Below are 24,344 nucleotides of genomic sequence, written 5' to 3' on the forward strand. Positions count from 1 at the left end.
ATCAAAGTCCGAGGGCGGAGAGCATGATGAACGTGGCGAAGAGGATGAAATGCGTCATGCCCTCGATCGCGTTTGTCTGGCCGTCATTGAGGTTGATGGCGGCCGCGACGAGGGTGATCGCGACCATGACCGTCTGCGCCGGTGACATCGCCATGACGAACGGCTGGCCCGTGTAGAGCGCGATCGCCTCCATCACGGGCACGGTGAGGATGACGGTGGACAGAGACGCACCCATCGCGATGTTGACAGTCGCCTGCATGCGGTTGCGCAGAGCCGCGCGCAGCGCGGTCAGGATTTCAGGTGCGGCGGAGATCGCAGCAACAAGAATGGCGGTGAGCGCGATCGGTGCGCCGGTATCCTTCAGGCCCGTATTCAGGAAGGACGACATCAGCTCGGCCAGCACGCCGACGATGACGACGCCGATGAGAATGGTGACGATCGAAAGCGAGGTGGATTCCTCGCTGTGCTCTTCCTGCGGCGTTTCCTTCTTCTTCGTGCGCGGATAGCTGTAGCTGAAGAAATAGCTGTGTTGCCCGACCTGCATGCGCAGGAAGAGCGCATAGAGGGCTACCATCGCGCAGATGGTGAAGGCCGAGTAGTAGCGCCACTTCTCCTCGGGGATGAACTCCGGCACGATCATCGAGATGCCCATCGCGGTCAGGATCATCACGCCATAGGTCTTGCCGGAATCGTCGTTATAGGGCTGCTCGCCGTGCTTCAGGCCGCCGAGCAGCGCCGCAAGGCCCAGGATGCCGTTGATATCCAGCATCACCGCCGAGTAGATCGTGTCGCGCACCAGCGTCGGCGAACCTTCGTCGCTCATCAGGATCGCCAGGATGATGACCTCCACCGCGACAGCCGAGAGCGTAAGGATCATCGTGCCGTAAGGATCGCCCGCCTTGATGGCGAGAATCTCGGCGTGATGGGCAATGCGGATCGAGGCGAGCACGATCGTCGCCACAAGCAGGCAAGCCACCAGGAGCGATCCCGCCTGGCCAGCGGCCAGAAGGGCGTGTTCCGAAAAATAGGCGAGAGCCGCAACCGCCGCAGCGAGGATCAACAGCCTCTCGCGTCCAATGAAAGATAAGGTGCCCATGTTCCGTCCCGGATCCTGTCCCCATCTCAGATATGGCTCCCCTTTCATGCGTCAAACATGTGCGATTTCCCCTCAATTTGCAGTTCCGCGCATTTAATGGAATACTGACGTTCCATCGGTCAGCAAGAATGAAAGTCGCGGCGTCCTCATAGAGCGAATTCAAGGCGATCCGCGATCCAGCCGGAGAAATCCGGAGAACCCGCGGCCTTGGAAACGCAGAGGAGGTATCGCATGGTCAAGGTCATTTACGAGGTCGTGCCGCATGACGGCGGCTGGGCTTACCGACTGGGCGACGTCTATTCCGAAGCTTTTCCCTCTCATGCCGAAGCCCTCGAGGCGGCAAGGATCGTTGCGGCCGAGCAGCAGGTCGGCGGGGAGCCCGCGGAAATCAGCTATCAGGACGAGAAGGGCAAGTGGCGCGAGGAATATACCGACGGCGGCGACCGCCCGGAAACCGAGGTCGTCGATGCCCAATGGAGGGTATCCCCGGCTTCCGCCTCGCCAAGGACATAGAACCATCCGGTATATATGCCGCGGACAATTTCCAGGCTCCGACGAGGGTCTCCTCCAACGGCTCTGTCCATCTGTTCTTGCCGTTTACGCTTGCTGGGCTTCGTTCTGCCGTCTGCGATAATCCAGAAGTCCCTCCACCAATGCATCGAAGGTGACACGGCAGCGCGGCGAGGACTTCAGGTTTTCGTGCATGGCGACCCAGGTATCGAGCGGCACCTCGAATGCCTGCGGTAGCACTCTGACGAGAGCGGGGTCGCGCCTCGCCAAGCCTGCCTGGCACATTCCTATGCCGAGGCCGGCCCGAATTGCAGCGAGCTGGGCAAGATTGCTGTCCGCCTTGAAGGAAAAGCCAATCCCGTTGAGCTGCGGATAGCGCTTCGTCATCGCCCGAATGTAGCCGGTGTGGCGGTCAAAGCCGATGACGCGGTGGCCGGCAAGACCGGCCAAGGTTTCCGGCCGGCCATGACGCTCGAGATAGCTGCTGTGCGCGAAGAAGCCGACGGCGAGATCACCGATGCGGCGCACCAGAAGCGCCTCCTGTGAAGGTTCCACCATTCGAACCGCAATGTCTGCCTCGCGCTGCAGCAGGTCCTCGACGGCATCGGACGAGGAGAGTTCGATGACGAGGGCGGGATATTGTTCCTGCAACTCGCGGAGAATTGGCGGCAGCACCTCCACGCCGATCACTTCGCTGGCACTGATGCGAACCACGCCTTCGATCCTGTTGCCGCGGCCGGATGCCGCCCGGACCAGCGCGGCGGATGTCGCAGCCAGCGTTTCCGCATAGGGCCTCAGGTCAAGGGCGGCTTCTGTGGGAAGGAGGCCGTTCGGTGACCTTGTGAAGAGTTCGTGGCCCACGGCCTGCTCCAGCGCGTCGACATGGCGGCCGATCGTCGGCTGCGTCAGTCCGAGTTCGCGCGCAGCAGCCGAGAGCGATCCGTGCTGAAGCACGGCGAGAAATGTGCGGTAAAGATCCCAGCTCGGTTCGTTCGTGCTCATTAAAATATGTATAGCCGATCCACGTATTTTGACAATTTTGTTTATGCGGAAATCGCGCGAATGTCTGCCCATCGAAGTGATGGAGACGGATGATGACCATGCAGACGACAACAGAAAACCTTGCACTCGTGCTCGGCGCGACCGGCGGAATAGGAGGCGCGATGGCGCGAGAACTTGCCGCCCGCGGCTGGCATGTGCGGGCACTGAGCCGCAACGGCGGACGGACGGGGCAGGGTGAGCCCTCGGTTGAGTGGGTCAGAGGCGATGCCATGAACGCGGCGGACGTGCGCAAGGCGGCCGAAGGCGTGCAGCTGATAGTCCATGCCGTCAATCCTCCCGGCTACAAGGATTGGGAAAAGCTCGTCCTGCCGATGCTGGAAAATACCATTGCCGCCGCGACTGCCGTCGGCGCACGCATCGTCCTGCCCGGCACGGTCTACAATTTCGGGCCGGACGCCTTCCCGCTGCTCACCGAGCAGAGCCGGCAGAACCCGCGGACGCGCAAGGGCGCCATCCGGAAGGAGATGGAGCGTCGTCTCAAGGAGGCTGCGCGGAAGGGTACAAAGGTACTCATCGTCCGGGCCGGCGATTTCTTTGGTCCCGGCGCGGCGAACAACTGGTTCACACAAAGTCTGGTGAAGCCGGGAAAGGTGCCGAGCTCCACCACTTATCCCGGCAGGGCAGGCGTCGGCCACCAATGGGCCTATCTGCCCGACGTGGCCGAGACGATGATCCGCCTCATCGAGCGTGGCGAAGAACTGGAGGATTTCGCGGTCTATCACATGGATGGCTTCTGGGACTTCGACGGCGGCCAGATGATCACCGCGACCGAACGTGCCGTCGGGGGAAGACTCAAGGTAAGGTCGTTTCCTTGGTGGCTGCTGCCCGTCGGCGGCCTGTTCGTGACGGTGCTACGAGAGTTGCGGGAGATGCGCTATCTCTGGCAGGTGCCGCTGCGCATGAGCAACGCAAAGCTTGTCTCGATGCTCGGAGAAGAACCGCGCACGCCGATCGACGAGGCGGTGCGATCGACGCTTGCCTCCTTCGGGTGCCTTCCAGAAATGAAGCAGGAGATGGCCGCTGCTTGCCAGCCCCTCAGCTCGCCTGCAACTCGTTGAGCGCGATGCGGGCGACCGTCAGTGCCAATTCGCCTGCCGCCTCGTTGCCGTCGCCGAGGAACCAGGCGGCGGAAAGCCCCGAATAGGCGGCGATCCATTGCAACAGCCGGCGCGGCTCGATCGCGGCCGCCTCGGAAACGACGGCGAGCTGGCGCCGCAGGCGCTGAGGCTCGGTGATTGTCGGCAGGTCTTCGTTCGCAAAGATGTTGGCATAGTCGAAGCCGCGCTCGCCGCGCAGCCGCTTGGGATCGATGGCGAGCCAGCCGCGCCGCCTGAAGTCGAGGATGTTGCCGTGGTGAATATCGCCGTGCAGCACGGTGATCTCGCGAGGCTCGGAGAGCAGGTATGCGGCGGTTGCGGCACAATCGGCCAGCGTGTCGCCATGGGTTCGCGCTGCCGGCTCCAGTTCGCGGAACCAGTCCTCGAGCGTGACGAGTTCTGGAAGCGGCTCGCGGCGTGGCTCGTGCAGTCTCGCGGCCGTGCGGCACATGATACGGCTCGCTTCGTCATCCTCTCCGTTCATCGCCATCGCGAGCAACGAGCGTTCGCCCGTTGCCCTTTCGAGCAGCAGTGCGTCGCCTTCGCGGCCATAGACCCTTGCCGCGCCATCGCCATTCCACCATTCCATCAGGAAGGCGCCGAACCTTTCCTCCTTTTCCCTCGCAACCTTCAGGATCGCGGGCATGCCCTGCCATAGAACGGGAAGGAGATCGCTTGAATGGGTGGAGAGAGGCGCGCCGTCGGCAACAAGCGACCAGCGCTCAAGATAGGGATCGAACATCGGCGCACTGTAGCGCCTCTTCGCCAAAAGAAAATCCCGCCGATTGACGGCGGGATCCTCGTTTCGAAAGCTCGATGGAGTTCTCAGGCTGCTTCTTCTTCGAGAGCCGGATAGTCCGTGTAGCCATTGCTGCCGCCGCCATAGAAGGTGGCCTGGTCCGGCCTGTTGAGCGGCAGGTCCTTCTGCAGGCGCTCGACGAGATCCGGATTGGCGATGAAGGGCTTGCCGAAGGAGACAAGATCGGCACGGCCGCTTTCGACGGCGTCGATTGCCGCCTGGCGGTCGTAACCGTTGTTGACCAACCAGTCGGACTGGCCGCCGGCTTTCCTGTAGGCGAGGTGAAGCGCCTTGTAGTCGAATGGCTTGTCGCCTTGCTGGAAGTTGCGATCGCCTCCGGTCTGGCCCTCGACGACGTGGATAAAGGCGAGCTTGTACTTGGCCAGCCCTTCGACGACGTAGGTGAAGATCGATTGCGGATCGGCATCCGTGGAGTCGTTCGACGGCGTCACCGGCGAAAGGCGGATGGCCGTGCGACCTGCGCCGACTTCCTTGGTTACCGCATCGACGACCTCGAAGAGGAAGCGAGCGCGGTTTTCGATCGAGCCGCCATACTGGTCGGTGCGGTCGTTGACGCCGCTACGCAGGAACTGGTCGATCAGGTAGCCGTTGGCGCCGTGGATTTCCACGCCGTCGAAGCCGGCGTCGATTGCATCGCGCGCGGCCCTACGGAAGTCCTCGACGATCCCTGCGATCTCGGCGGTGTCGAGCGCGCGGGGTTCCGAGGTTTCGGTAAATGTACCGGTGCCGTCGGCATTGATGACGTAGGTCCGCGTCTTGGCAATCGTGGACGTCGAAGAGACCGGCTTGGCGCCATTCGGCTGCAGGCTGGTATGGGAGACTCGGCCCACATGCCACAGCTGAACGACGATCTTGCCGCCGGCTTCATGCACGGCCTTGGTCACGCGCTTCCAGCCGTCGAGAGCTTCCGGTTTGTAGAGGCCGGGAACATCGGCATAGCCCTGGCCCTGCTGGGTGATGGCCGTGCCTTCGGTGATGATCAGGCCGGCGCTCGCGCGCTGGCGGTAGTATTCAACGTTGAGGTCGTTGGGAATGGCGCCCGGCGAGCGATTGCGCGTCAAAGGTGCCATGACAATGCGGTTCCTGACGGCGATATCGCCGACCAGGGTCGGTTCGAAAAGTTTGCCCATGAAAACTTCCTTAGCTTTTCAGTGTCTACTCCGCGGCAGCCGGCGCGGGTTGTGCCCTGCCGGAGAGATGGTTGAGGGCGACGACGGCAAGGCCGATGATGGCCATTGCCGCCGCGGCGAGAGGGACGCGGGCCAGAGAGAAGCCCGAGTCAATGACAATGCCGCCGACCCAGGCGCCGAGTGCGTTGCCTGTGTTGAATGCACCGATATTGATGGTCGAGACGAGGTTCGGCGCTTCCTTGCCGAAGCGCACAACGCCGATCTGCAGGGCAGGGACGGCCGCAAAGGTCGCCATCGCCCAGAGGAAGAGCGTTATCTCCGCCGGGATGAAGAAGGCGCTCGTCACGCCGAAGATGGCAGAGGTGACCGCAATCGCACCGAACACGGCGGCAAGCGTTGCGTCGAGACGCCAGTCGGCGAGCTTGCCACCGACAAGATTGCCGATCGTGAGGCCGATGCCGATCAGGAAGAGCGTCCAGGTGACACCCTCCGGCGAAACGCCGGTCACATCGCGCAGGAGCGGTGCGATATAGGTGAAGAGCGTAAACATGGAGGCGGAGAAGAAGACGGTCGTGAGCAGCGACAGCCAGAGGCGGCGGTTGGCCAGCGCGGATACCTCGCGCATGATGCTGCTTGCCTTTTCGCTGTGGTCCCTCGGAAGAACCAGGTAGAGGCCCGTGATCGTAACCACTCCGATAACGGTAACTGCCCAGAAGGCAGCGCGCCAACCGAATGCCTGGCCGATCGCAGTGCCTGCCGGCACACCGAGCACGTTGGCGAGGGTAAGACCCGTGAACATCAGTGCGACGGCGCGCGCCCTGCGGTCTTCGGTCACCAGATTCGCGGCAACGACCGAGCCGATGCCGAAGAAGGCGCCGTGGCACAGCGCGGTGACGACGCGGGCGACCATCAGCACCCAGTAATTCGGCGCGACGGCGCAGAGAAGATTGCCGGCGATGAAGAAGGCCATCAGCAATATCAGTGCAGAGCGCCGCTTAAGCTTGGCGGTCGAAACCGCCATGATCGGCGCGCCGACGGCAACCGCAAGCGCGTAGCCCGTCACCAGCCAGCCTGCCTGTGGAATCGATACCGAAAGGTCATGTGCGACCTCCGGAAGCAGTCCCATGATGACGAATTCCGTCGTCCCTATCGCAAACGAGCTAAGGGCAAGCACGATAAGTGCAATGGGCATTCTAGAGTTCCTTGTTCAGGCAGGCCAGGAATGCCGCGATCGTCTCTTCGTTGCGCTTGTAGAAGACCCATTGTCCGACGCGCTTCGTCGTCACGAGCCCAGCGCGGTGCAGGGTGCCCAGATGGGCAGAGACCGTCGATTGCGAAAGACCACAGCGTTCGAACTGGCTCGCGCAGACACCCATTTCAAAAGGGTGCTCCTGCCCGGTGAAATATTGCTCCGGGTTCTTGAGCCAATTCAGGATATCCAGCCTTGCGGGGTGACTCAGTGCCTTGAGAATTTCGTCCCTGTCCATTTTCTTTTTGGTAGTCCCGTATCGATCTATCTCGATACATGTATCGTCGCATCACGATATATCAATTCACTAAACCGTGAGGATGTTGCTGCGCCGCAGCATAAAAGACGACTTGCCTCGATGAAGGCAGTTGTGGGAATTGCCTGAATTTTGAGCAAAAAAAGAGGGCCGCCGGAATGAACCAGGGCCCTTATAGGTGTGAAGGTAAAAACCTCCAGAGGGGAACAGCTGCTGCGGTGGAACTGGGAGGAAAAGCCACCATGTGCATCAGCTATGTGCGGTATGATCCTTTTTTGTGCAGTGCGCAATGCTTTTTTGTGCATGTCAGATATGCGTTTAAGCAGATTTCAGATGAAATTGGTTGCAAGGCAAAAAAAGAGGGCCGCCGGAGTAAACCAGGGCCCTTATAGGTGTGAAGGTAAAAACCTCCAGAGGGGAACAGCTGCTGCGGTGGAACTGGGAGGAAGAGCCACCATGTGCATCAGCTGAGTGGGATATGGTGTTTCGTTAGGCAGTAGGCAACTCTTTTTTGTGCATGCCAGTTATGCGTGAATTGCATACACTGTGATTTTGCAGTGCAAAAACACAAATCAGGGTCAGAAGTTCCAATTTCTGGCTTTGCTGACGATGAAATCGCGGAATGCCTTCAGCTTGGCGGCGTTCTTCATTTCGTCGGGATAGCAGAAATAGGTGTCGAAGGACGGCACGTCGGCATTGATCGCGAGCTGAATCAGCCCCGGGTCGCGCCCGACGATATAGTCCGGAAGGCAGGCGATTCCGATGCCGAGCAGGCAGGCGCGTTTGATCGACGTCTGGCTGTTGATCTGCAGGTGCGGGATGCGCTTGTTGTCCGATGAGCGGCCGGCAATCTCCAGCCAGTTGACGTCGAGCAGGTAGCTCGGTGCCGGCTCGCCAAAGGTGATGATCCTGTGGCTGTCGAGATCCTCCACCGCCTGCGGCTCGCCGTGCCTGTTGATGTAGGAGGGGGCGGCGTAGACGTGCATGTGCACGGTGAACAGCTTGCGCTGGATGAGGTCGGACTGCAGCGGCTGGCGAAGGCGGATAGCGCAGTCGGCATGGCGCATGTTCACGTCGACTTCCTCGTTGTCGAGGATGAGCTGGATCTGCACGTCCGGATAGAGCTGCAGGAACTCCTGTATCTTGTCCGTCAGCCATCCCTGGCCGAGGCCGACCGTCGTCGTCACGCGCAGCTTGCCGCTCGGCTTCTCCGTCGTTTCGGTCAGCTGCATCTTGACGGTCTCGAGCTTCAGGAGAACGTCATGCGCCGTGCGATAGAGAAGCTCGCCCTGCTCGGTGAGAATGAGGCCGCGGGCGTGCCGGTGGAAAAGCTTTATCCCGACGTCCTGCTCCAGCGCGCTGACCTGGCGGCTGATCGCTGACTGGGAGAGATGTAGCTTGTCTGCGGCATGCGTGAATGACCCAGCTTCGGCAGCTGCGTGAAAAATACGCAGCTTGTCCCAGTCCAATGGCATGCCCCCACCCCTCATTGGCAGCTTCACTCCGCAGCGATGGCAACGGGCAGCTGCCCGGCCAGATAGCGTTCGGCCTCAAGCGCGGCCATGCAGCCCATTCCGGCGGCGGTGACCGCCTGACGGAACGTGTCGTCGGTCACGTCGCCGGCCGCATAGACGCCCTCGACGTCGGTCGCCGTCGAATCGGGCGCCGTCCAGAGATAGCCGTTGGACTTGAGTTTCAGCTTGCCCTTGAAGAGTTCGGTTGCCGGTGCATGGCCGATTGCGACGAAGACGCCGTCGATCGGCATATCGGTGATCTTGCCGGTCAACGTGTCGCGCAGCTTCGTGCCGGAGACCGATGGCGGCATCGGCGGCTTGGCCGGCGTACCGGTGATCTCGGCGATTTCGGTGTTCCACAGCACCTTGACGTTTTCCTTGGCGAAGAGGCGTTCCTGCAGGATCTTCTCGCCGCGGAAGGAATCACGGCGATGGACGACCGTCACGGACTTCGCGATGTTCGAAAGGTAGAGCGCTTCCTCGACGGCGCTGTTGCCGCCGCCGACCACGATCACATCCTTGTTGCGATAGAAGAAACCGTCGCAGGTAGCACAGGCCGAAACGCCGAAGCCCTGGAAATGCTGTTCGCTCTCGATACCGAGCCACTTGGCCTTGGCACCGGTTGAGATGATCAGCGTGTCGGCGGTCCAGACCTGACCGGAATCGGTGTGCACGACGAAGGGACGGATCGACATGTCGACCTCCGTCACGAGATCGTTGACGATCTCGGCGCCGACATGAGTGGCCTGCTGCAGCATCTGCTCCATCAGCCAGGGGCCCTGGATCGGATCGGCAAAGCCCGGATAGTTCTCGACGTCCGTGGTGATCATCAACTGGCCGCCCTGTTCCAGGCCGGCGATCAGCACCGGCTTCAGCAGGGCGCGCGCGGCGTAGACCGCGGCGGTGTAGCCGGCAGGGCCCGAGCCGATGATCAGTACCTTGGTGTGGCGGGCGGACATCTACTCATTTCCTTTCGATTGCAGGCTGGCGAAACAGCGCTCTCGTAGCGCGAACAGTGCGGTTTCGCGACGTGCCTTCCATTTATGGTCGGTGCATGCGTTTATTCAAGGGCAGCCTTGCATTACCAACAAGGCAAATCACGTTGGCGTAATATTCGATTACCCCAGCGAAACTTTCTTGCGAATTTCACTGCATTATATAGAAGCTTGCGCGGGGAAATTAAAGGAAGGCAATGAAAGTGTTGCGCGCAGAACTGGACGCCATCGATATCAGAATTTTGCGGGAGCTGCAGCGCGACGGGCGCATGACCAATGTCGAGCTCGCGGACCGCGTGGGAATATCGGCGCCGCCATGCCTGCGCCGCGTGCGCAAGCTGGAGGAGGCGGGTATCATCGAGGGCTATCACGCCATGCTGAACAGCCCCAAGCTCGGCTTCGACCTGGTGGCTTTCTGCATGGTGGGATTGAAGCATCAGTCGGAGGCCAACCTGAAGGCATTCGCCGCTGCGACCGCCGAGTGGCCGCTGGTGCGGCAGGCCTGGATGGTTTCCGGCGACAGCGACTTCCTGCTCCATTGCGTGGCGGAAAACCTCACGCGCTTCCAGGATTTCGTCATCGAGGTTTTGACCGCGAACGAACACGTCGACACGGTTCGCACCATGCTGACGATCCGGCAGGTAAAGAAGCTCGGCTTGGTCGAGCTCTAGTAAATCGGCGCTTCAGGTCTGTCCGCCAGCCGTCTAGATCTCATATCGAGGCTGGGCATCGCGTCAGCGATAGTCGGCGGTGCGAGGGCCAAGCAGTGTCTCGTAGATATCGCCGATCGCGGTCGCTTCCTTCTCGAGGGCGAAATTCAGCCGAACATGGCGGACCGCATTCTCGCCCTGGCGAAGCGTCGCTGAGGGATCGGCGAGATAGGTGGCGATCGCCTTCGTGAGTGCTGCACCGTCGCCCGCCGGCACCACGGTGCCGGTTTCGCCCGGCACGATCATCTCCGCATAGGCGCCGGCATCCGAGGCGACCACGGCCGTCTGGGACGCCATCGCCTCCAGTGGCGTAAGGCCGAATCCCTCGTTGCGCGACGGCGCCACATAGAGCGTCGCGCGGCGATACCACGGACGGATGTCGGCGACCTCGCCCAGGAAGCGTATGCGATCGGAAAGGCCGGCTTCCGCGACAGCCTTTTGCAGCTCGTCGGCGAAGCCGCGATGTTCGGTGGTCACCCGCCCGCAGACAACGGCCGTCCAGTCGGGATGTTGCGGCAGCAGTTCGATCATCGCCTTGACGAAGAGATCCGTGCCCTTCTGGCGGCGAACGCGGCCGAAGCAGCCTACGAGATATTTCCCGGGCAGGTCGGTGGCGGCCATCCGGTCGTCGGCGATCTCGGGCGGATGAAAGAGCTTCAGGTCGACGCCGTGCTGGATCACCGTATGCGTCACCCGCAGGAAGCTGCCGGAACGGGTGCTGGTGGCGATCACCGCGTCCATGCGCCGGATCAGCCAACGCGTATAGCGCGAGTGGCGCCGCTGCGCCGCGGAGGTAAAGAGCAGCTTTAGCGGCATGCGCAATACGCCCTTCAGCAGAAGGCCGGCAAGCATCTCGTTGTTGCGACGGGCATGCCATACGCGAATCCGGTGCCGGCGCGGGCGTCCCCAGAGGAGGGGAAGCCGGCTCCAGCCAAGGCTCGGCAGATCGGCGGGCAGGCCCGGTCCGAGCGTCACGATCCGGCAGCCGAGCTCAATCTGCTTCGGTATCAGCTGCACGATTGTGGATGTGACGCCCGAGAGGCGGCGCTTGAAGTTTGGCGCGATGACTTCGATCTCGCGCACATCGCTCAGATGCGAATCGTCGCGATTGCGCACAGACGATCAACCCCAGGAAACGGAAAGGATTTCGTAGGCCTTGGAGCCGCCGGGCGCGTTGACCTCGATGGAATCGCCGACTTCCTTGCCGATGAGGGCCCTGGCGATCGGTGACGAAATCGAGATGCGCCCAGCCTTAACGTCCGCCTCCTGATCGCCGACGATCTGGTAGGTCTTTTCCTCTTCGGTGTCCTCGTCGACGAGTTTCACCCGGGCGCCGAACTTGATCTTGTCGCCAGACATCTTGGAAAGATCGATGACCTCCGCGCGAGCGACCAGGTCTTCCACCTCGGCAATGCGACCCTCGTTGTGGCTCTGGGCTTCCTTCGCAGCATGGTACTCGGCATTTTCCGACAGGTCGCCGTGCGAGCGTGCTTCAGAAATTGCCTCGATGATTCGCGGGCGTTCTTCTTGCTGACGCCAGCGCAGCTCTTCCTGCAGCTTAGCGAACCCGCTCTGCGTCATCGGTACCTTTTCAACCATTTTCTCGTCCTTCACTCCCTATGTCGCGTTACGAGCAGACACAAAAGAAAACAGGTCCCGAAGGGAAACCTCGGAACCGTGCAATAGTGATGTTTTGCCGCTTATAGCAGATTAGCGTCGCCGGTTTCCAGAGAATTCGAATGAGGCAAAAGGACCGCAAAGGGCAGGGCCGATACGTCCTTGAAACTCCCCGTGACGCCGGCCGATGGGCCATCTGCACGGCACGAGCCTACCGGCACGCGCGGCAGCGGCGAGGCTTCAAACATTCATCGAGACCGTGCTCCAGATCCAGCCGATGCCCGCGAAGATGCCGACCCACATCAACAGGGAAACAACGCCGGCGAGAATGAGATACTTCATTCGCGTCGTCATCGGCAGCCTCCAGAATCGCCTTCGCACGGGGGCAAACCTAGGCGCTGGCGACACGATGTCGCGTTAACCATGTGTTGACGGTAAAGGCTTCCTTAAACGGACGCAACTACCGGTTATAACAGGTTGTAATCTGGAGCGAATTGTCCCATGCCCGGACAGTTCAGCAAGGCACGGCTGTGGACAAGATGAACGCCTCGCCCCGTGCCATGGGCACGGAGGCGAAGCTCATGGTGTCGGCAGTCAATTGCCGGCGGAAAAGTAGCTCTGCAGGGGTCTGACTTCGAGGTTGCCAGCCTTCAGCGCCTTGATTGCCTGAGCGGCGGCTTCGGCGCCGGCCATTGTCGTATAGTAAGGCACCTTCTGCATCAGCGTCGCACGGCGCAGCGACTTCGAATCCGAGATCGCCTTGTTGCCGTCGGTCGTGTTGATGACGAGCTGGACCTGGCGGTTGCGGATCGCATCCTCGATATGCGGGCGGCCTTCGAGCACCTTGTTGATCTTCGCCGCGGTAATGCCCTGTTCGGCAAGGAAGCGCGCGGTGCCGCCGGTCGCCAGCACCTTGAAGCCCAACTCCACGAGCAGGCGGATTGCGGGCACGACACGCGGCTTGTCCTCGTCGCGGACCGAGACGAAGACGGTGCCCTCGCGTGGCAGCTCGACGCCGGCGCCGAGCTGCGACTTGGCGAAGGCGAGCGCGAAATCCGTGTCGAGGCCGATGACCTCGCCCGTCGAGCGCATTTCCGGCCCGAGCAGGATGTCGACGCCGGGGAAGCGCGCGAAGGGGAAGACGGCTTCCTTGACTGCGATGTGCTTCAGCTTGCGCGGATCCGGCTTGTCGCCATAGGCCGCGAACGCCTCGTCCAGCTGTTCGCCGGCCATCACGCGGGCTGCGATCTTGGCGATTGGCGCGCCAATGGTCTTGGCCACGAAGGGAACGGTGCGGGAGGCGCGCGGATTGACCTCAAGCACATAGACCGTGCCGTCCTGGATGGCGAACTGCACGTTCATCAGGCCGCCGACATTCAGCGCCTTTGCCATGGCCTTTGCCTGGCGCTCCAACTCGTCGAGAAGACCGTTGGACAGCGAGCGCGGCGGCAGGGAGCAGGCGCTGTCGCCCGAATGGATGCCTGCCTCCTCGATATGCTCCATGATGCCGGCGACGTAGACGTCCTTTCCATCCGAAAGGCAGTCGACGTCGACCTCGATCGCGTTTGTCAGGTAGCTGTCGAAGAGTAGCGGATTCTTGCCGAGCAGGGTGTTGATCTGACCCGTCTTGTCGTTGGGGTAGCGCGCCTTGATGTCTTCCGGCACGAGTTCCGGAACGGTATCCAGCAGGTAGGTCTGCAACTGGCCTTCGGAATGCAGGATCTGCATGGCGCGGCCGCCGAGCACGTAGGAGGGGCGCACGACGAGCGGGAAGCCGATCTCTGCGGCGACGAGCCGGGCCTGCTCCACGGAATAGGCGATCCCGTTGTTCGGCTGGTTGAGGTCGAGCTTCATCAAGAGCTTCTGGAAGCGGTCGCGGTCTTCGGCGAGGTCGATCGCATCCGGGGCGGTGCCGAGGATCGGGATGCCGTTCTTTTCGAGTGCCTCGGCAAGCTTGAGCGGGGTCTGGCCGCCGAACTGCACGATGACGCCGACCACTTCACCCTTTTCCTGCTCGGCGCGCAGGATCTCTATCACGTCCTCGGCCGTCAGCGGCTCGAAATAGAGGCGGTCCGAAGTGTCGTAGTCCGTGGAGACCGTTTCCGGATTGCAGTTGATCATGATCGCTTCATAGCCCGCATCCTTCAACGCGAAGGCGGCATGGCAGCAGCAATAGTCGAACTCGATGCCCTGGCCGATGCGGTTCGGTCCGCCACCGAGGATCACGACCTTCTTGCGGTCTGAAACCTCAGCCTCGGAGCGCGCGGCACCAACGAAGGGCGTCTCGTAGGTCGAGTACATGTAGGCGGTCGGCGAGGCGAATTCGGCGGCGCAGGTGTCGATGCGCTTGAAGACGGGGCGCACGTTGAGGCTGTTGCGCAGTTCGGCAACTTCCTTCGGGCGCTTGTGCGTCAGCGTCGCCAGGCGCGCATCGGAGAAGCCCATGGCCTTCAGCATACGCAGGTTGGCAGCATCGGTCGGCAGGCCGTGCTCGCGGATGCGGGCCTCCATGTCGACGATGTTCTTCAACTGGGCGAGGAACCAGGGGTCGATCTTGCAGCCTTCGTGCACTTCCGCGATGCTCAAGCCCTGGCGCAGCGCCTGGGCGACCATGCGGAGGCGATCCGGTGTCGGCGTGCCGATTGCGGCGCGGATGGCGTTCTGGCTGGATTCACCTTCCTCGTAATCGGGGATCTCGATCTCGTCGAGTCCAGTCAGGCCGGTTTCGAGGCCGCGCAATGCCTTCTGCAGCGATTCCGCGAAGGTACGGCCGATCGCCATCACTTCGCCGACGGACTTCATCGCCGTCGTCAGCACCGGGGAAGCGCCGGGGAATTTCTCGAAGGCGAAGCGGGGGATCTTCGTCACGACATAGTCGATCGAAGGTTCGAACGATGCGGGCGTCGCGCCGCCGGTAATGTCGTTTTCCAGTTCGTCGAGCGTATAGCCGATCGCGAGCTTTGCTGCGACCTTGGCGATCGGGAAGCCGGTTGCCTTCGATGCAAGCGCCGAGGAGCGCGAGACGCGCGGGTTCATTTCGATGACGACGAGGCGCCCGTCGGCCGGGTTGACGGCGAACTGCACATTCGAGCCGCCGGTCTCCACCCCGATCTCGCGCAGCACCGCGATCGAAGCGTTGCGCATGATCTGGTATTCCTTGTCCGTCAGCGTCAGCGCCGGGGCGACGGTGATGCTGTCGCCGGTGTGGACGCCCATCGGATCGATGTTTTCGATCGAGCAGATGATGATGCAGTTGTCCGCCTTGTCGCGGACGACCTCCATTTCATATTCCTTCCAGCCGAGCACCGACTCCTCGACCAGCACTTCGGTCGTCGGCGAAGCATCGAGGCCGCCACCGACGATCTCGAAGAATTCCGACCGGTTATAGGCGATGCCGCCGCCGGTGCCGCCGAGCGTGAAGGAGGGGCGGATGATGGCGGGCAGCCCGACATGGTCGAGCGCCTGGACAGCGATCGCCATGGCGTGGCTCATGTAACGCTGCTTGCGGTCGCTCTCACCGAGGTTCCACTGGTTTTCCAGCTCGTCCAGCGCCTTGTCGAGCTCGGCCCCTGAAAGGCTTTCGCGCAGCTTGGCGCGCTCGGCCTCGTGCGTCTTGCGGTCTGTGTCCTTGATGTCGGTGGCGTTCGCCAGCATCGAGCGCGGGGTTTCGAGGCCGATGCGCGCCATCGCCTCGCGGAAGAGGGCGCGGTCTTCGGCCATGTCGATCGCGGCGGGCTTGGCGCCGATCATCTCGACATTGTAGCGGTCGAGGACGCCCATGCGCTTCAGCGAGAGCGCCGTGTTCAGTGCCGTCTGGCCGCCCATGGTGGGCAGCAGAGCATCCGGCCGCTCCTTGGCGATGATCTTGGCAACCACTTCCGGCGTGATCGGCTCGACATAGGTCGCGTCGGCCAGCCCTGGGTCCGTCATGATCGTCGCGGGGTTGGAGTTGACGAGGATGACGCGGTAGCCTTCCTCCTTCAGCGCCTTGCAGGCCTGGGTGCCGGAATAGTCGAATTCGCATGCCTGGCCAATGACGATCGGACCCGCGCCGATGATGAGGATCGATTTGATGTCTTGGCGCTTCGGCATGGGCAATATCCATTGTCTAGCTGCGCGAAAAACCGGCCAGGGTGGGAGATCACCGGCCGGGCGCGCATTGAGGGTCTTTTCAGGCTAGAAGGGGCTTATAGGCAAATGTTTTTCCAAACGGAACCCTCTATTTTGGGAATCGACAGGAAAAGCGCCTGTACCGCCTGAGGACGCATAATACCCACCGCAGAGATGGTAACTGGAATTCCCTGGTCGGCCGGATATATAATTACGTCAGTAGACGAGCATCGTCTCGCGGGCTTAGACGGGGAGATCGGGCCATGGAGTGGAGAGGACGGCGTCAGTCGGACAACATCGAGGACAGGCGCGACATGTCGCCTGGTGGCGGAGTTGGCCGCAATCCCTTTGGTCGCGGCCTGGGCTTTCCGAGCGGCGGCGGCGGAATGCGCCGGGCAGGCGGTGGCCTCAGCATCGGGACCATCATTTTTCTTGTCGTGATGTACCTCATCCTCAAGGCCATGGGCATCGATATGCTGCAGGTCCTCGATGGCGGCGGCAGCACCACGGGCGGCTCGGGCTACGAGCAGAGCGAATCCGGCACGCGCACGCCTGCCAATGACGAGATGACGGCGTTCGTGCGAACCGTACTCGCCGAAACGGAAGACACCTGGAACGGCATCTTCCAGGCGGCGGGCCAGACCTATCAGGAGCCGACGCTCGTGCTCTTTTCCGGGCAGACGGAGTCTGCCTGCGGTTTCGCCTCGGCGGCTTCGGGCCCGTTCTATTGCCCGGGCGATCGCAAGGTCTATCTCGACACGGAATTCTTCAATGAGCTTTCCCAGAAGTTCGGCGCATCCGGCGATTTCGCCGAGGCCTACGTCGTTGCGCACGAGGTTGGCCATCATGTGCAGAACCTCACCGGTATCCTGCCGAAATTCAACCAGGCCCGCCAACACATGACCGAGGCCGAGGCAAACCAGATGTCGGTGCGCGTGGAGCTCCAGGCCGATTGCTTTGCTGGCATCTGGGGCAAGTTCACCGAGCAGAAAGGCATCCTCGAAGCCGGTGATCTCGAAGAGGCGCTGAACGCTGCGCAACAGATCGGCGACGACACGCTGCAGCGGCGCTCCCAGGGCTATGTCGTGCCGGAGAGCTTCAACCACGGAACATCCGCGCAGCGCATGCGATGGTTCAAGCGCGGGTTCGACAGCGGACGGGTCGGCGACTGCGACACCTTCTCGAATCCGGTCTGACCGCCAGGCCTGTCGAAACGGCGGCGAGGGCTACTTGAACATGCCCTCGCGGAGATTGATCCCATATTCGATATAGGCCTTCATGGCGCAGAGCATCTGCATCCATCCCTGGCAATTGCCGTAGGAGGATTTCAGGCCTTGTGGCCCGTCGCGCCAGCCTTCCTCTGAGATCGTCACCAGGGTTCGGCCGTCGTCGAGCGCCTCGAACTGCATGGTGACCGTCGTGTCATAGCCGGCGCCGGCCACCCCGTCCGAAGCTTCCCAGCGGAGGACGATCTCGCGGTCCTTCTCGACCTTGACGATATGGACCGGAAAGGCTCCGGGAAAGTCGTGGAAGTCCCAATAGACGTTGGCTCCCGTCTCGATCCGACCCTTTGCGCCGCCGGTGGTGAAATAGCGCGACAGCCTTGCCGGATCGACGACGGCCTCGAAAACCTCTCCCACGGGCCTCGCGATGCGGCCCGACACGCTGAACTTCAGTTCCATGGTCCTTCTCCCTTGCTGTGGTGCCAATTATGTTATAAAAACATAACATGTCAACATCAGAGAAAAACGACAAGATTTTCAAGGCGTTGGCGGCGCCTCTTCGCCGATCGATTCTGGATGAGCTGAAGGACAGTCCGCAGACGACAGGCGCGCTCTGTGAGCGCTTCTCGCAACTCGACCGTTGCACCGTGATGCAGCATCTGAGGGTTCTCGAGGATGCGGACCTGGTGATCGTGCGCAGGGCAGGGCGCGAGCGCTGGAACCATCTCAATCCCCTGCCGATCAAGGAGATCCATGATCGCTGGATCGGCGCCTATGCCGTCCAGGCGGTGAATATGCTTGATCGCCTGAAGCGCGATCTGGAGAGCTGACTGCGGCTGCTGCCGCGAGAGTTCCCGTGCCTCAAAAAGAAGAGGCTTCCCTCCGGTTCAGCGGGAAAAGCCTCTTTTCTTGGGAAGCGTGTGTCGGAGCGCGCTTACCGCTCGCTGTCCATATGGGCGAGCTGCGTTTCGGCGTAGCGGGCGCCTGCGGCGGCGTTCTTCGGCACCGCGCCTTCGATAGCCGCCAAATCCTGCGCGGAGAGCGTCAGGTTCTGGGCGCCGAGTGCTTCGGCCAGCCTGTCGCGGCGGCGTGCGCCGATCACCGGGACGATGTCTTTGCCCTGGGCGGCCACCCAGGCGATTGCGATCTGGGCGACGGTCGCGCCCTTGGCGTCCGCAACCTGCCTGAGAGCCTCCACCAGTTCGAGGTTCTTCTCGACATTGCCCTGCTGGAAGCGCGGGCTCATCGTGCGGAAGTCGCCGGCGCCGGTGGAGGCCCTCTGCCAGTGGCCGCTGATCAGGCCGCGGGACAAGACGCCATAAGCCGTAACGCCGATCCCGAGCTCGCGGCAGACAGGCAAGATCGTGTCTTCAATTCCGCGCGAGATGAGCGAATATTCGATCTGCAGATCGGAGATCGGATGGACGGCCGCGGCGCGGCGGATCGTATCGGCTCCGACCTCCGATAGTCCTATGTGGCGGACGTAACCGGCCGTGACCATGTCGGCGATGGCGCCGATCGTGTCCTCGACCGGCACAGCCGGATCCAGCCGGGCGGGACGATAGATGTCGATATAATCCACGCCCAGCCGCTGCAGGGTATAGGTGAGGAAGTTCTTTACCGCGACAGGCCGGCAATCGTAGCCGCCCCATCCGCCCTTGGGATCGCGAAGTGCCCCGAACTTCACGCTCACGAGGGCGTCTTCGCGCTTGTGGCCTTTCAGGGCCTCGCTGATCAGCATCTCGTTGTGGCCCATCCCGTAGAAGTCGCCCGTGTCGAGCAGGTTTATGCCGGCGTCGAGCGCCGCGTGGATGGTTGCGATGCTTTCCGCGCGGTCGGCAGGCCCGTACATGCCGGACATGCCCATGCAGCCGAGACCGATCGCCGATACTTCAGGACCGGTATTTCCGAGGCGATAGCGTTGCATCTTTTCTCTCCTTCGTCGGGCGCCTCCATGCGCCTTCGAGAGCTGTTTTATCCCATGGCGCTTTGTGCGATAATCCGGATATCGAAGAACGAGTTGTACGGGATTTCGCACAATGGATAGTCTGCCCCTTGCCGATCTTGACGCCTTCACGGCGGTCGCGCGCGAACGAAGCTTCAGGACCGCGGCCGCCAAGCGGGGTGTGTCCGCCTCGTCGCTCAGCGAGGCCCTGCGCCGCCTGGAGCAGAGACTAGACGTCAGGCTCCTCAACCGGACGACGCGAAGCGTGACGCTGACGGAAGCAGGCGAGAAGCTGCTCGAGCGGCTGACGCCCGCTATCGGCGAAATCGCCTCAGCGCTCGACCAGATCAGCAGCTCACAGGATAGCCCCGCCGGTACGCTGCGGCTCAACGTGCCCTCGGTCGTGGCGCGGTTCATCCTGCCGCCGATCGTCAACCGGTTCCTCCTCCGCTATCCGGGCGTTAGGCTGGAGGTCGCCGCCGAAGATACGTTCATCGACGTCATTGCAGCGGGCTTCGATGCCGGGATCAGGTATGATGAGCGGTTGGCGCGCGACATGATCGCAGTGCCCATTGGGCCTCGCCGCCAGCGATTTATCTGCGCGGCGTCGCCGACCTATCTCGAAGCGCACGGCGTTCCGCGCCATCCCCGTGACGTCCTCGACCACCGATGCATCCGCCACAGGTTCCGAAGCGGGGTCATGCCGGTATGGGAGTTCGAGAAGGGCAGGGAAGTGATCAACATTTCTCCGCCGGCCACCATCGTTGGCGATTCGAATGACCTGCAGGTCGCGGCAGCCATCGATGGCCTCGGAATCCTGCGCAGCTTCGAGGAATTTCTGACCCCCTCGATTGCGGCCGGCAGGCTCGTGAGCGTCCTGGAGGAGTGGGACAGCGTGTTCCCGGGGCCGTTTCTATACTACGCCAGCCGCAGGCACATGCCGGCTCCACTCAGGGCCTTCGTCGACTTCCTGCGCGCCGAACAGAGGCGCCCGCCGGATGGAAGAAACCAGGAAAGTCTTGCATAAGGGCTTGATTCCAATCAATTTCCGTGTTTGTTCCATTTGAAACATTCACTTGTTCCCTGATTGTTTCCCCTCAATACTTGGGGTAGGCAAGTCCCGTTGTGCGACGTTCCTCATTTGTATCTATGACCAAAGACAGGCAAGCAAGGGGCCTTTCGATGCTCGATCCCAAGTTCGTCCGCCGCGGCCTTTTCCTGGTCTTCATGATTCTTTTTCTCGACGTCATCGGCATTGCCATCATCATGCCGGTGCTGCCCGCCTTCCTTGAGGAACTGACCGGAGGGACGGTGAGCGAGGCGGCCATCGATGGCGGCTGGCTGCTGCTCGTCTATGCCGGGATGCAGTTCCTCTTTGCGCCCTTCATCGGCAACCTCAGCGATCGCTACGGCCGCCGGCCTATCCTGCTTGCCTCGGTGCTCACCTTTGCGATCGACAACTTCATCTGTGCCGTTGCCACCAGCTTCTGGATGCTCTTTGTCGGTCGCGTTCTGGCCGGTATCAGCGGTGGCAGCTTCGCGACATGCTCGGCCTATATCGCCGACATCAGCACGGAGGAGAACCGCGCCAAGAATTTCGGGCTCATCGGCATCGCCTTCGGCGTCGGCTTCACGCTCGGCCCTGTCATCGGCGGCGTCCTCGGCGAGTTCGGCCCGCGCGTACCCTTCCTGGGCGCTGCTGCGCTTTCCTTCGTCAATTTCGTGGCCGCCTGCTTCCTGCTGCCCGAGACGCTGGAAGCCAAGAACCGACGCCGCTTCGAATGGAGCAGGGCCAATCCTCTCGGCGCGCTGAAGCAGATGCGCAACTATCCCGGCATCGGCTGGGTCTGCGTGGTGATGTTCCTCTACTGGCTTGCTCATGCCGTCTATCCCGCGGTCTGGTCCTTTGTGTCGGTCTTCCGCTACCGCTGGAGCGAGGGCCAGATCGGCCTGTCGCTTGGCATCTACGGCATAGGCGCGGCGTTCGTGATGGGCGTCATCCTGCCGCGCATCGTGCCGGTTCTCGGCGAGTGGCGCACAGCCGTCCTTGGGCTTGCCTTCTCCTGCGCGGGCCTGACCGGCTATGCCTTCGCCTGGGAGGGCTGGGTCGTCTATGTCGTGATCGTGGCGACCGTGATCGAGAATGTTGCCGATGCGCCGCTGCGCAGCATTGCGGCCGGCAAGGTGCCTCCGTCGGCGCAGGGCGAGCTCCAGGGGGCGCTCGCAAGCCTCAGCAGCATCACGACCATCATCGGGCCGCTGATCTTCACCCAGCTGTTCGGCCACTTCACCGCGCCCGATGCGCCGATCACCTTCGCCGGCGCGCCCTATCTTGTCGCCGCCATCTTCATCCTGATCGCCGCTCTCGTCTTCGTCGGCCGGGTCAAGGTCCCACGCTCAGGCGAAGCGCTGGGGGCCGCTTAAAAAATCATCAGATTTTTTGATGATGTGATGAATTCTTTATCATTTTAGCGTTTCAGACTGGCCTTTTTCGGCCGACTGCGATAATGCCGGTCGCTCGCCCAGATGCGATGGCGCCATGTGGCGCAACCTTAACTTGAGACTTCGGACATGGACACGCCCCTGAACATGCGCATGCCTGCGCAGAAGAAGGACAATTCCTGGCCTGCGCATTTCCGCGCCACGCTTTCGCTCGGCATTCCGCTGATCGGTGCGCAGCTGGCGCAGCTTGGCATCGGCACAACCGACGTGATGATCGTCGGCCGCCTCGGCGCCGAACATCTCGCCGCCATGGTGCTGTCCGCGCAGTTCATCTTCACGATCCTGGTCTTCGGCTCGGGCTTTTCGATCGCCGTCATCCCGATGGTCGCGCAGGCCTTCGGCCGCGACGACGTCGTTTCCGTCCGCCGTTCGATCAGGATGGGCCTCTGGGTCGTGATCGCCTACTGGGTGATCATGCAGCCGGCCTTCTTCAACTCCGAAGCCATCCTGCTCTGGGCCGGCCAGGAACCCGAGGTGGCGCGGCTTGCCCACAGCTACATCATGATCGGCCAGTTCGGCGTGCTGCCCGGACTGCTCTACAATGTCCTGCGCGCTCTTGTCAGCGCCATCGGCAGGGCTGGCGTGATCCTCTATGTCACGCTGGCGATGCTGGTGCTCAATGCCGCGCTTGCCTATCCGATCGTGCTCGGCCATTTCGGTCTGCCGGTGATGGGCCTGCCGGGTGCGGCTGCCGTTTCCGTCGCGGTGCAGATCGCCGGCCTCGCATTTCTCGTCGCCTATATGCAGAGCAGGGCGGACACACGCCGCTTCGAAATCTTCGTCCGCTTCTGGCGCCCCGACTGGCATGCGTTCGGCGAGGTGGTTCGCCTCGGCCTGCCGATCAGCGTCACCATCCTAGCCGAAGTCAGCCTGTTCACGGTGGCTACGTTGATGATGGGGCGTATCGGCACCATCGAGCTTGCCGCCCATGGCATCGCCCTGCAATGGGCGTCGATCGCCTTCATGATTCCGCTCGGCCTGTCGCAGGCGGCAACGGTGCGGGTGGGGCTTGCCCAGGGGCAGGGCGATCGCGCCGGGCTCGTGCGCGCCTCGGTCGCAGCGGTCATCATCGCGACGCTCGCGGCCGCGATCGGCAGCCTCGTCTTCGCAACGATACCGGAGTTCCTGGGAAGCTGGTTCCTCGATGTGAGCTCGTCCGACGCGCCGCAGGTGCTCGCCTATGCCGGTCCGTTGATCGTCGTTGCAGGCCTGTTCCAGCTCGTCGACGGCCTGCAGGTGATCGCAAACGGGCTGCTGCGCGGCATCAAGGACACGCGCGTGCCGATGATCCTGGCGCTGATCGCCTATTGGCCCATCGGCTTCTTCCTCGCCTGGGCGCTGGCGTTCCCGCTCGGCTTCGGCGGCATCGGGATCTGGTACGGCTTCCTTCTCGGCCTGCTCGCCGCGGCCGTGATGCTCTGCGGACGCTTCTACATGCTCGTCCGCCGCAATGGCGAGATGGCGGGCGCCTGACCCGCCGTCTCCACGCGCGCCGCAGTCGCGCCATATCGCTGCCAGAGCGATCGCAACGCGCGGCGTGAAGGCACTTCGACCAGGCGATAGCTGCCATAGGCCACGACGAAGGCCAGGCACAGCCCGAGCGCAAGAATTACCGTGACGGGAAGCATGCCGTCGAGAATGCGGTAGGTCAGGAAAAGCACCGGCACGTGCAGGAGATAGAGCGAGAAGCTGATATTTCCCGCAAAACGGAGCGGTGCCGCGGCAAAGAGGCGCGCCGAGATCGGGTGCTCCATCGCGACAAGCCAGACAATCAGTGCCGCGGCGAAGGCCGGAGCCATGCCCCACGGGCTCTCCAGCGAAAACCATTGCCGGTAGATCAGTATCACCACCGGAAGCGCGAGCGCGAGGACGCCGATCACCGGGCCGGCGCTCTGCTTCGGCACGTACTGATGCAGGCGGCCCGCAATGGCGCCGAACAGGAAGAAGTGCAGTTTCGAGGTCAGGAGGATGCCGGGGCCGGGAAAGCCGAGCAGGGCGGCGACTGCAAGGGTGGCTCCGATGGCGGCGAGGATGTTCGCGTGGGCGAGCGGTCGCGCAAGGCAAAGCCAGACCAGCGGGAACAGCATGTAGAACTGAATTTCCGGCGGGATCGACCAGAGGACGCCGCTTGAGCCGAGCATCAGTACATGCCGGGCGATCTCGACAGGCCCTGAAATCGGATGCACGTAGTCGAGCCCCGGAATGGCAGAGAGTATCGCTGCCACGACAATGGCCAGCAGGTAGGCGGGGTAGATGCGCGCGAGCCGGCTGACGAGAAAGTCCGCGGCATCCTTCCGGGTCGGCGGGTGGCCTGAGTAAAGATACGCCATCAGGAAGCCGCTGAGCGCGAAGAAGAGCGCGACGGCGGTACTGCCGATATCGGCGAAGGTCAGCTGGTGAAGGGACGGAAACACCAGGCCGATATGCGAGACGACGACGACGATTGCCGCCACCCCGCGCAAGCCGTCAAGGCTGGCGATATGCTGCGTATTGTTCATGTCCTTCCCC

General features: G+C 62.2%; 22 protein-coding genes. 8 read left to right on the plus strand and 14 right to left on the minus strand.

The genetic code is table 11. From position 1 onward, the window contains the following. Window position 1: 1 nt before the first annotated feature. Complete coding sequence (locus EV286_RS05720) at window positions 2-1,096, minus strand: calcium:proton antiporter (protein ID WP_132956052.1); 1,095 nt, start codon at window positions 1,094-1,096, stop codon at window positions 2-4. 231 nt (window positions 1,097-1,327) lie between these two features. On the opposite strand from EV286_RS05720, the gene EV286_RS05725 reads away from it, so the two are divergent. Continuing rightward, the gene (locus tag EV286_RS05725) at window positions 1,328-1,609 is read left to right on the plus strand and encodes a DUF2188 domain-containing protein (RefSeq protein WP_132956053.1); all 282 of its coding nucleotides are present in this window, start codon (window positions 1,328-1,330) and stop codon (window positions 1,607-1,609) included. An 84-nt stretch (window positions 1,610-1,693) separates the two neighbouring features. Here the strand turns inward: EV286_RS05725 and EV286_RS05730 are convergent, their stop codons facing one another. Further along, window positions 1,694-2,608: a LysR family transcriptional regulator gene (locus tag EV286_RS05730; RefSeq protein ID WP_132956054.1), complete on the minus strand. Its 915-nt coding sequence runs from the start codon at window positions 2,606-2,608 to the stop codon at window positions 1,694-1,696. A 92-nt stretch (window positions 2,609-2,700) separates the two neighbouring features. Here EV286_RS05730 and EV286_RS05735 point away from each other — a divergent pair, with 92 nt between their 5' ends. Beyond that, a complete protein-coding gene (locus EV286_RS05735) occupies window positions 2,701-3,726 on the plus strand; it encodes an SDR family oxidoreductase (protein WP_245500615.1) in 1,026 nt (341 codons plus the stop codon). On the opposite strand, the gene EV286_RS05740 is transcribed toward EV286_RS05735, so the two are convergent. The 6 genes from EV286_RS05740 to trxB all read right to left on the minus strand — a co-directional run bounded on the left by EV286_RS05740 (window position 3,704) and on the right by trxB (window position 9,693). After that, a complete protein-coding gene (locus EV286_RS05740; RefSeq protein WP_132956323.1) occupies window positions 3,704-4,507 on the minus strand; it encodes an aminoglycoside phosphotransferase family protein in 804 nt (267 codons plus the stop codon). The genes EV286_RS05735 and EV286_RS05740 overlap by 23 nt on opposite strands. An 83-nt stretch (window positions 4,508-4,590) precedes the next feature. Next, entirely contained in the window at window positions 4,591-5,715 is a 1,125-nt protein-coding gene (locus tag EV286_RS05745; RefSeq protein ID WP_132956056.1) for an alkene reductase, read from the minus strand. A 25-nt stretch (window positions 5,716-5,740) separates the two neighbouring features. Beyond that, window positions 5,741-6,907 carry an MFS transporter gene (locus EV286_RS05750; RefSeq protein WP_132956057.1) on the minus strand — a complete coding sequence of 389 codons (1,167 nt, stop codon included), beginning with the start codon at window positions 6,905-6,907 and terminating at the stop codon, window positions 5,741-5,743. A 1-nt stretch (window position 6,908) separates the two neighbouring features. After that, a complete protein-coding gene (locus tag EV286_RS05755) occupies window positions 6,909-7,202 on the minus strand; it encodes a metalloregulator ArsR/SmtB family transcription factor (protein WP_132956058.1) in 294 nt (97 codons plus the stop codon). 596 nt (window positions 7,203-7,798) lie between these two features. Next, a complete protein-coding gene (locus EV286_RS05760) occupies window positions 7,799-8,695 on the minus strand; it encodes a LysR family transcriptional regulator VtlR (protein ID WP_132956059.1) in 897 nt (298 codons plus the stop codon). A 23-nt stretch (window positions 8,696-8,718) separates the two neighbouring features. Next, window positions 8,719-9,693 (minus strand): thioredoxin-disulfide reductase, encoded by a 975-nt coding sequence (gene trxB, locus EV286_RS05765; RefSeq protein ID WP_132956060.1) that lies wholly within the window; start codon window positions 9,691-9,693, stop codon window positions 8,719-8,721. 239 nt (window positions 9,694-9,932) lie between these two features. Between trxB and EV286_RS05770 the strand changes: the two genes are divergently transcribed. Then, the gene (locus tag EV286_RS05770) at window positions 9,933-10,400 is read left to right on the plus strand and encodes an Lrp/AsnC family transcriptional regulator (protein WP_132956324.1); all 468 of its coding nucleotides are present in this window, start codon (window positions 9,933-9,935) and stop codon (window positions 10,398-10,400) included. A 63-nt stretch (window positions 10,401-10,463) separates the two neighbouring features. Here EV286_RS05770 and EV286_RS05775 read toward each other — a convergent pair whose 3' ends face one another. The 3 genes from EV286_RS05775 to carB all read right to left on the minus strand — a co-directional run bounded on the left by EV286_RS05775 (window position 10,464) and on the right by carB (window position 16,148). Then, window positions 10,464-11,531, minus strand: a complete 1,068-nt coding sequence (locus EV286_RS05775; RefSeq protein ID WP_165932796.1) for a glycosyltransferase family 4 protein — start codon at window positions 11,529-11,531, stop codon at window positions 10,464-10,466. Window positions 11,532-11,561: 30 nt separating this feature from the next. Then, complete coding sequence (gene greA / locus EV286_RS05780) at window positions 11,562-12,038, minus strand: transcription elongation factor GreA (protein ID WP_132956062.1); 477 nt, start codon at window positions 12,036-12,038, stop codon at window positions 11,562-11,564. A gap of 612 nt (window positions 12,039-12,650) precedes the next feature. After that, window positions 12,651-16,148 (minus strand): carbamoyl-phosphate synthase large subunit, encoded by a 3,498-nt coding sequence (gene carB / locus EV286_RS05785; protein ID WP_132956063.1) that lies wholly within the window; start codon window positions 16,146-16,148, stop codon window positions 12,651-12,653. A 281-nt stretch (window positions 16,149-16,429) separates the two neighbouring features. Here carB and EV286_RS05790 point away from each other — a divergent pair, with 281 nt between their 5' ends. Further along, entirely contained in the window at window positions 16,430-17,362 is a 933-nt protein-coding gene (locus tag EV286_RS05790; RefSeq protein WP_132956064.1) for a neutral zinc metallopeptidase, read from the plus strand. A 30-nt stretch (window positions 17,363-17,392) separates the two neighbouring features. Here the strand turns inward: EV286_RS05790 and EV286_RS05795 are convergent, their stop codons facing one another. Next, window positions 17,393-17,848, minus strand: coding sequence for an SRPBCC family protein (locus EV286_RS05795; RefSeq protein ID WP_132956065.1), 456 nt, complete (start codon window positions 17,846-17,848; stop codon window positions 17,393-17,395). Between the two features lie 47 nt (window positions 17,849-17,895). Between EV286_RS05795 and EV286_RS05800 the strand changes: the two genes are divergently transcribed. Continuing rightward, window positions 17,896-18,219 carry a metalloregulator ArsR/SmtB family transcription factor gene (locus EV286_RS05800; RefSeq protein WP_132956066.1) on the plus strand — a complete coding sequence of 108 codons (324 nt, stop codon included), beginning with the start codon at window positions 17,896-17,898 and terminating at the stop codon, window positions 18,217-18,219. 104 nt (window positions 18,220-18,323) lie between these two features. Here the strand turns inward: EV286_RS05800 and EV286_RS05805 are convergent, their stop codons facing one another. Then, the gene (locus EV286_RS05805; protein WP_132956067.1) at window positions 18,324-19,316 is read right to left on the minus strand and encodes an aldo/keto reductase; all 993 of its coding nucleotides are present in this window, start codon (window positions 19,314-19,316) and stop codon (window positions 18,324-18,326) included. A 112-nt stretch (window positions 19,317-19,428) separates the two neighbouring features. On the opposite strand from EV286_RS05805, the gene EV286_RS05810 reads away from it, so the two are divergent. From EV286_RS05810 to EV286_RS05820, 3 genes are all read left to right on the plus strand, one after another. After that, the gene (locus EV286_RS05810; protein ID WP_132956068.1) at window positions 19,429-20,361 is read left to right on the plus strand and encodes a LysR family transcriptional regulator; all 933 of its coding nucleotides are present in this window, start codon (window positions 19,429-19,431) and stop codon (window positions 20,359-20,361) included. 155 nt (window positions 20,362-20,516) lie between these two features. Further along, a complete protein-coding gene (locus EV286_RS05815) occupies window positions 20,517-21,758 on the plus strand; it encodes a TCR/Tet family MFS transporter (protein WP_132956069.1) in 1,242 nt (413 codons plus the stop codon). A gap of 147 nt (window positions 21,759-21,905) precedes the next feature. Continuing rightward, window positions 21,906-23,309: an MATE family efflux transporter gene (locus EV286_RS05820; RefSeq protein ID WP_132956070.1), complete on the plus strand. Its 1,404-nt coding sequence runs from the start codon at window positions 21,906-21,908 to the stop codon at window positions 23,307-23,309. Here the strand turns inward: EV286_RS05820 and EV286_RS05825 are convergent. Further along, on the minus strand, window positions 23,267-24,334 hold the full coding sequence (locus EV286_RS05825) for an acyltransferase (RefSeq protein ID WP_132956071.1): 1,068 nt from the start codon (window positions 24,332-24,334) through the stop codon (window positions 23,267-23,269). The two genes, EV286_RS05820 and EV286_RS05825, sit on opposite strands and share 43 nt — an antisense overlap. Window positions 24,335-24,344 lie beyond the last annotated feature (10 nt).

Source organism: Rhizobium sp. BK251, assembly GCF_004345245.1.
Lineage (GTDB): Bacteria > Pseudomonadota > Alphaproteobacteria > Rhizobiales > Rhizobiaceae > Rhizobium.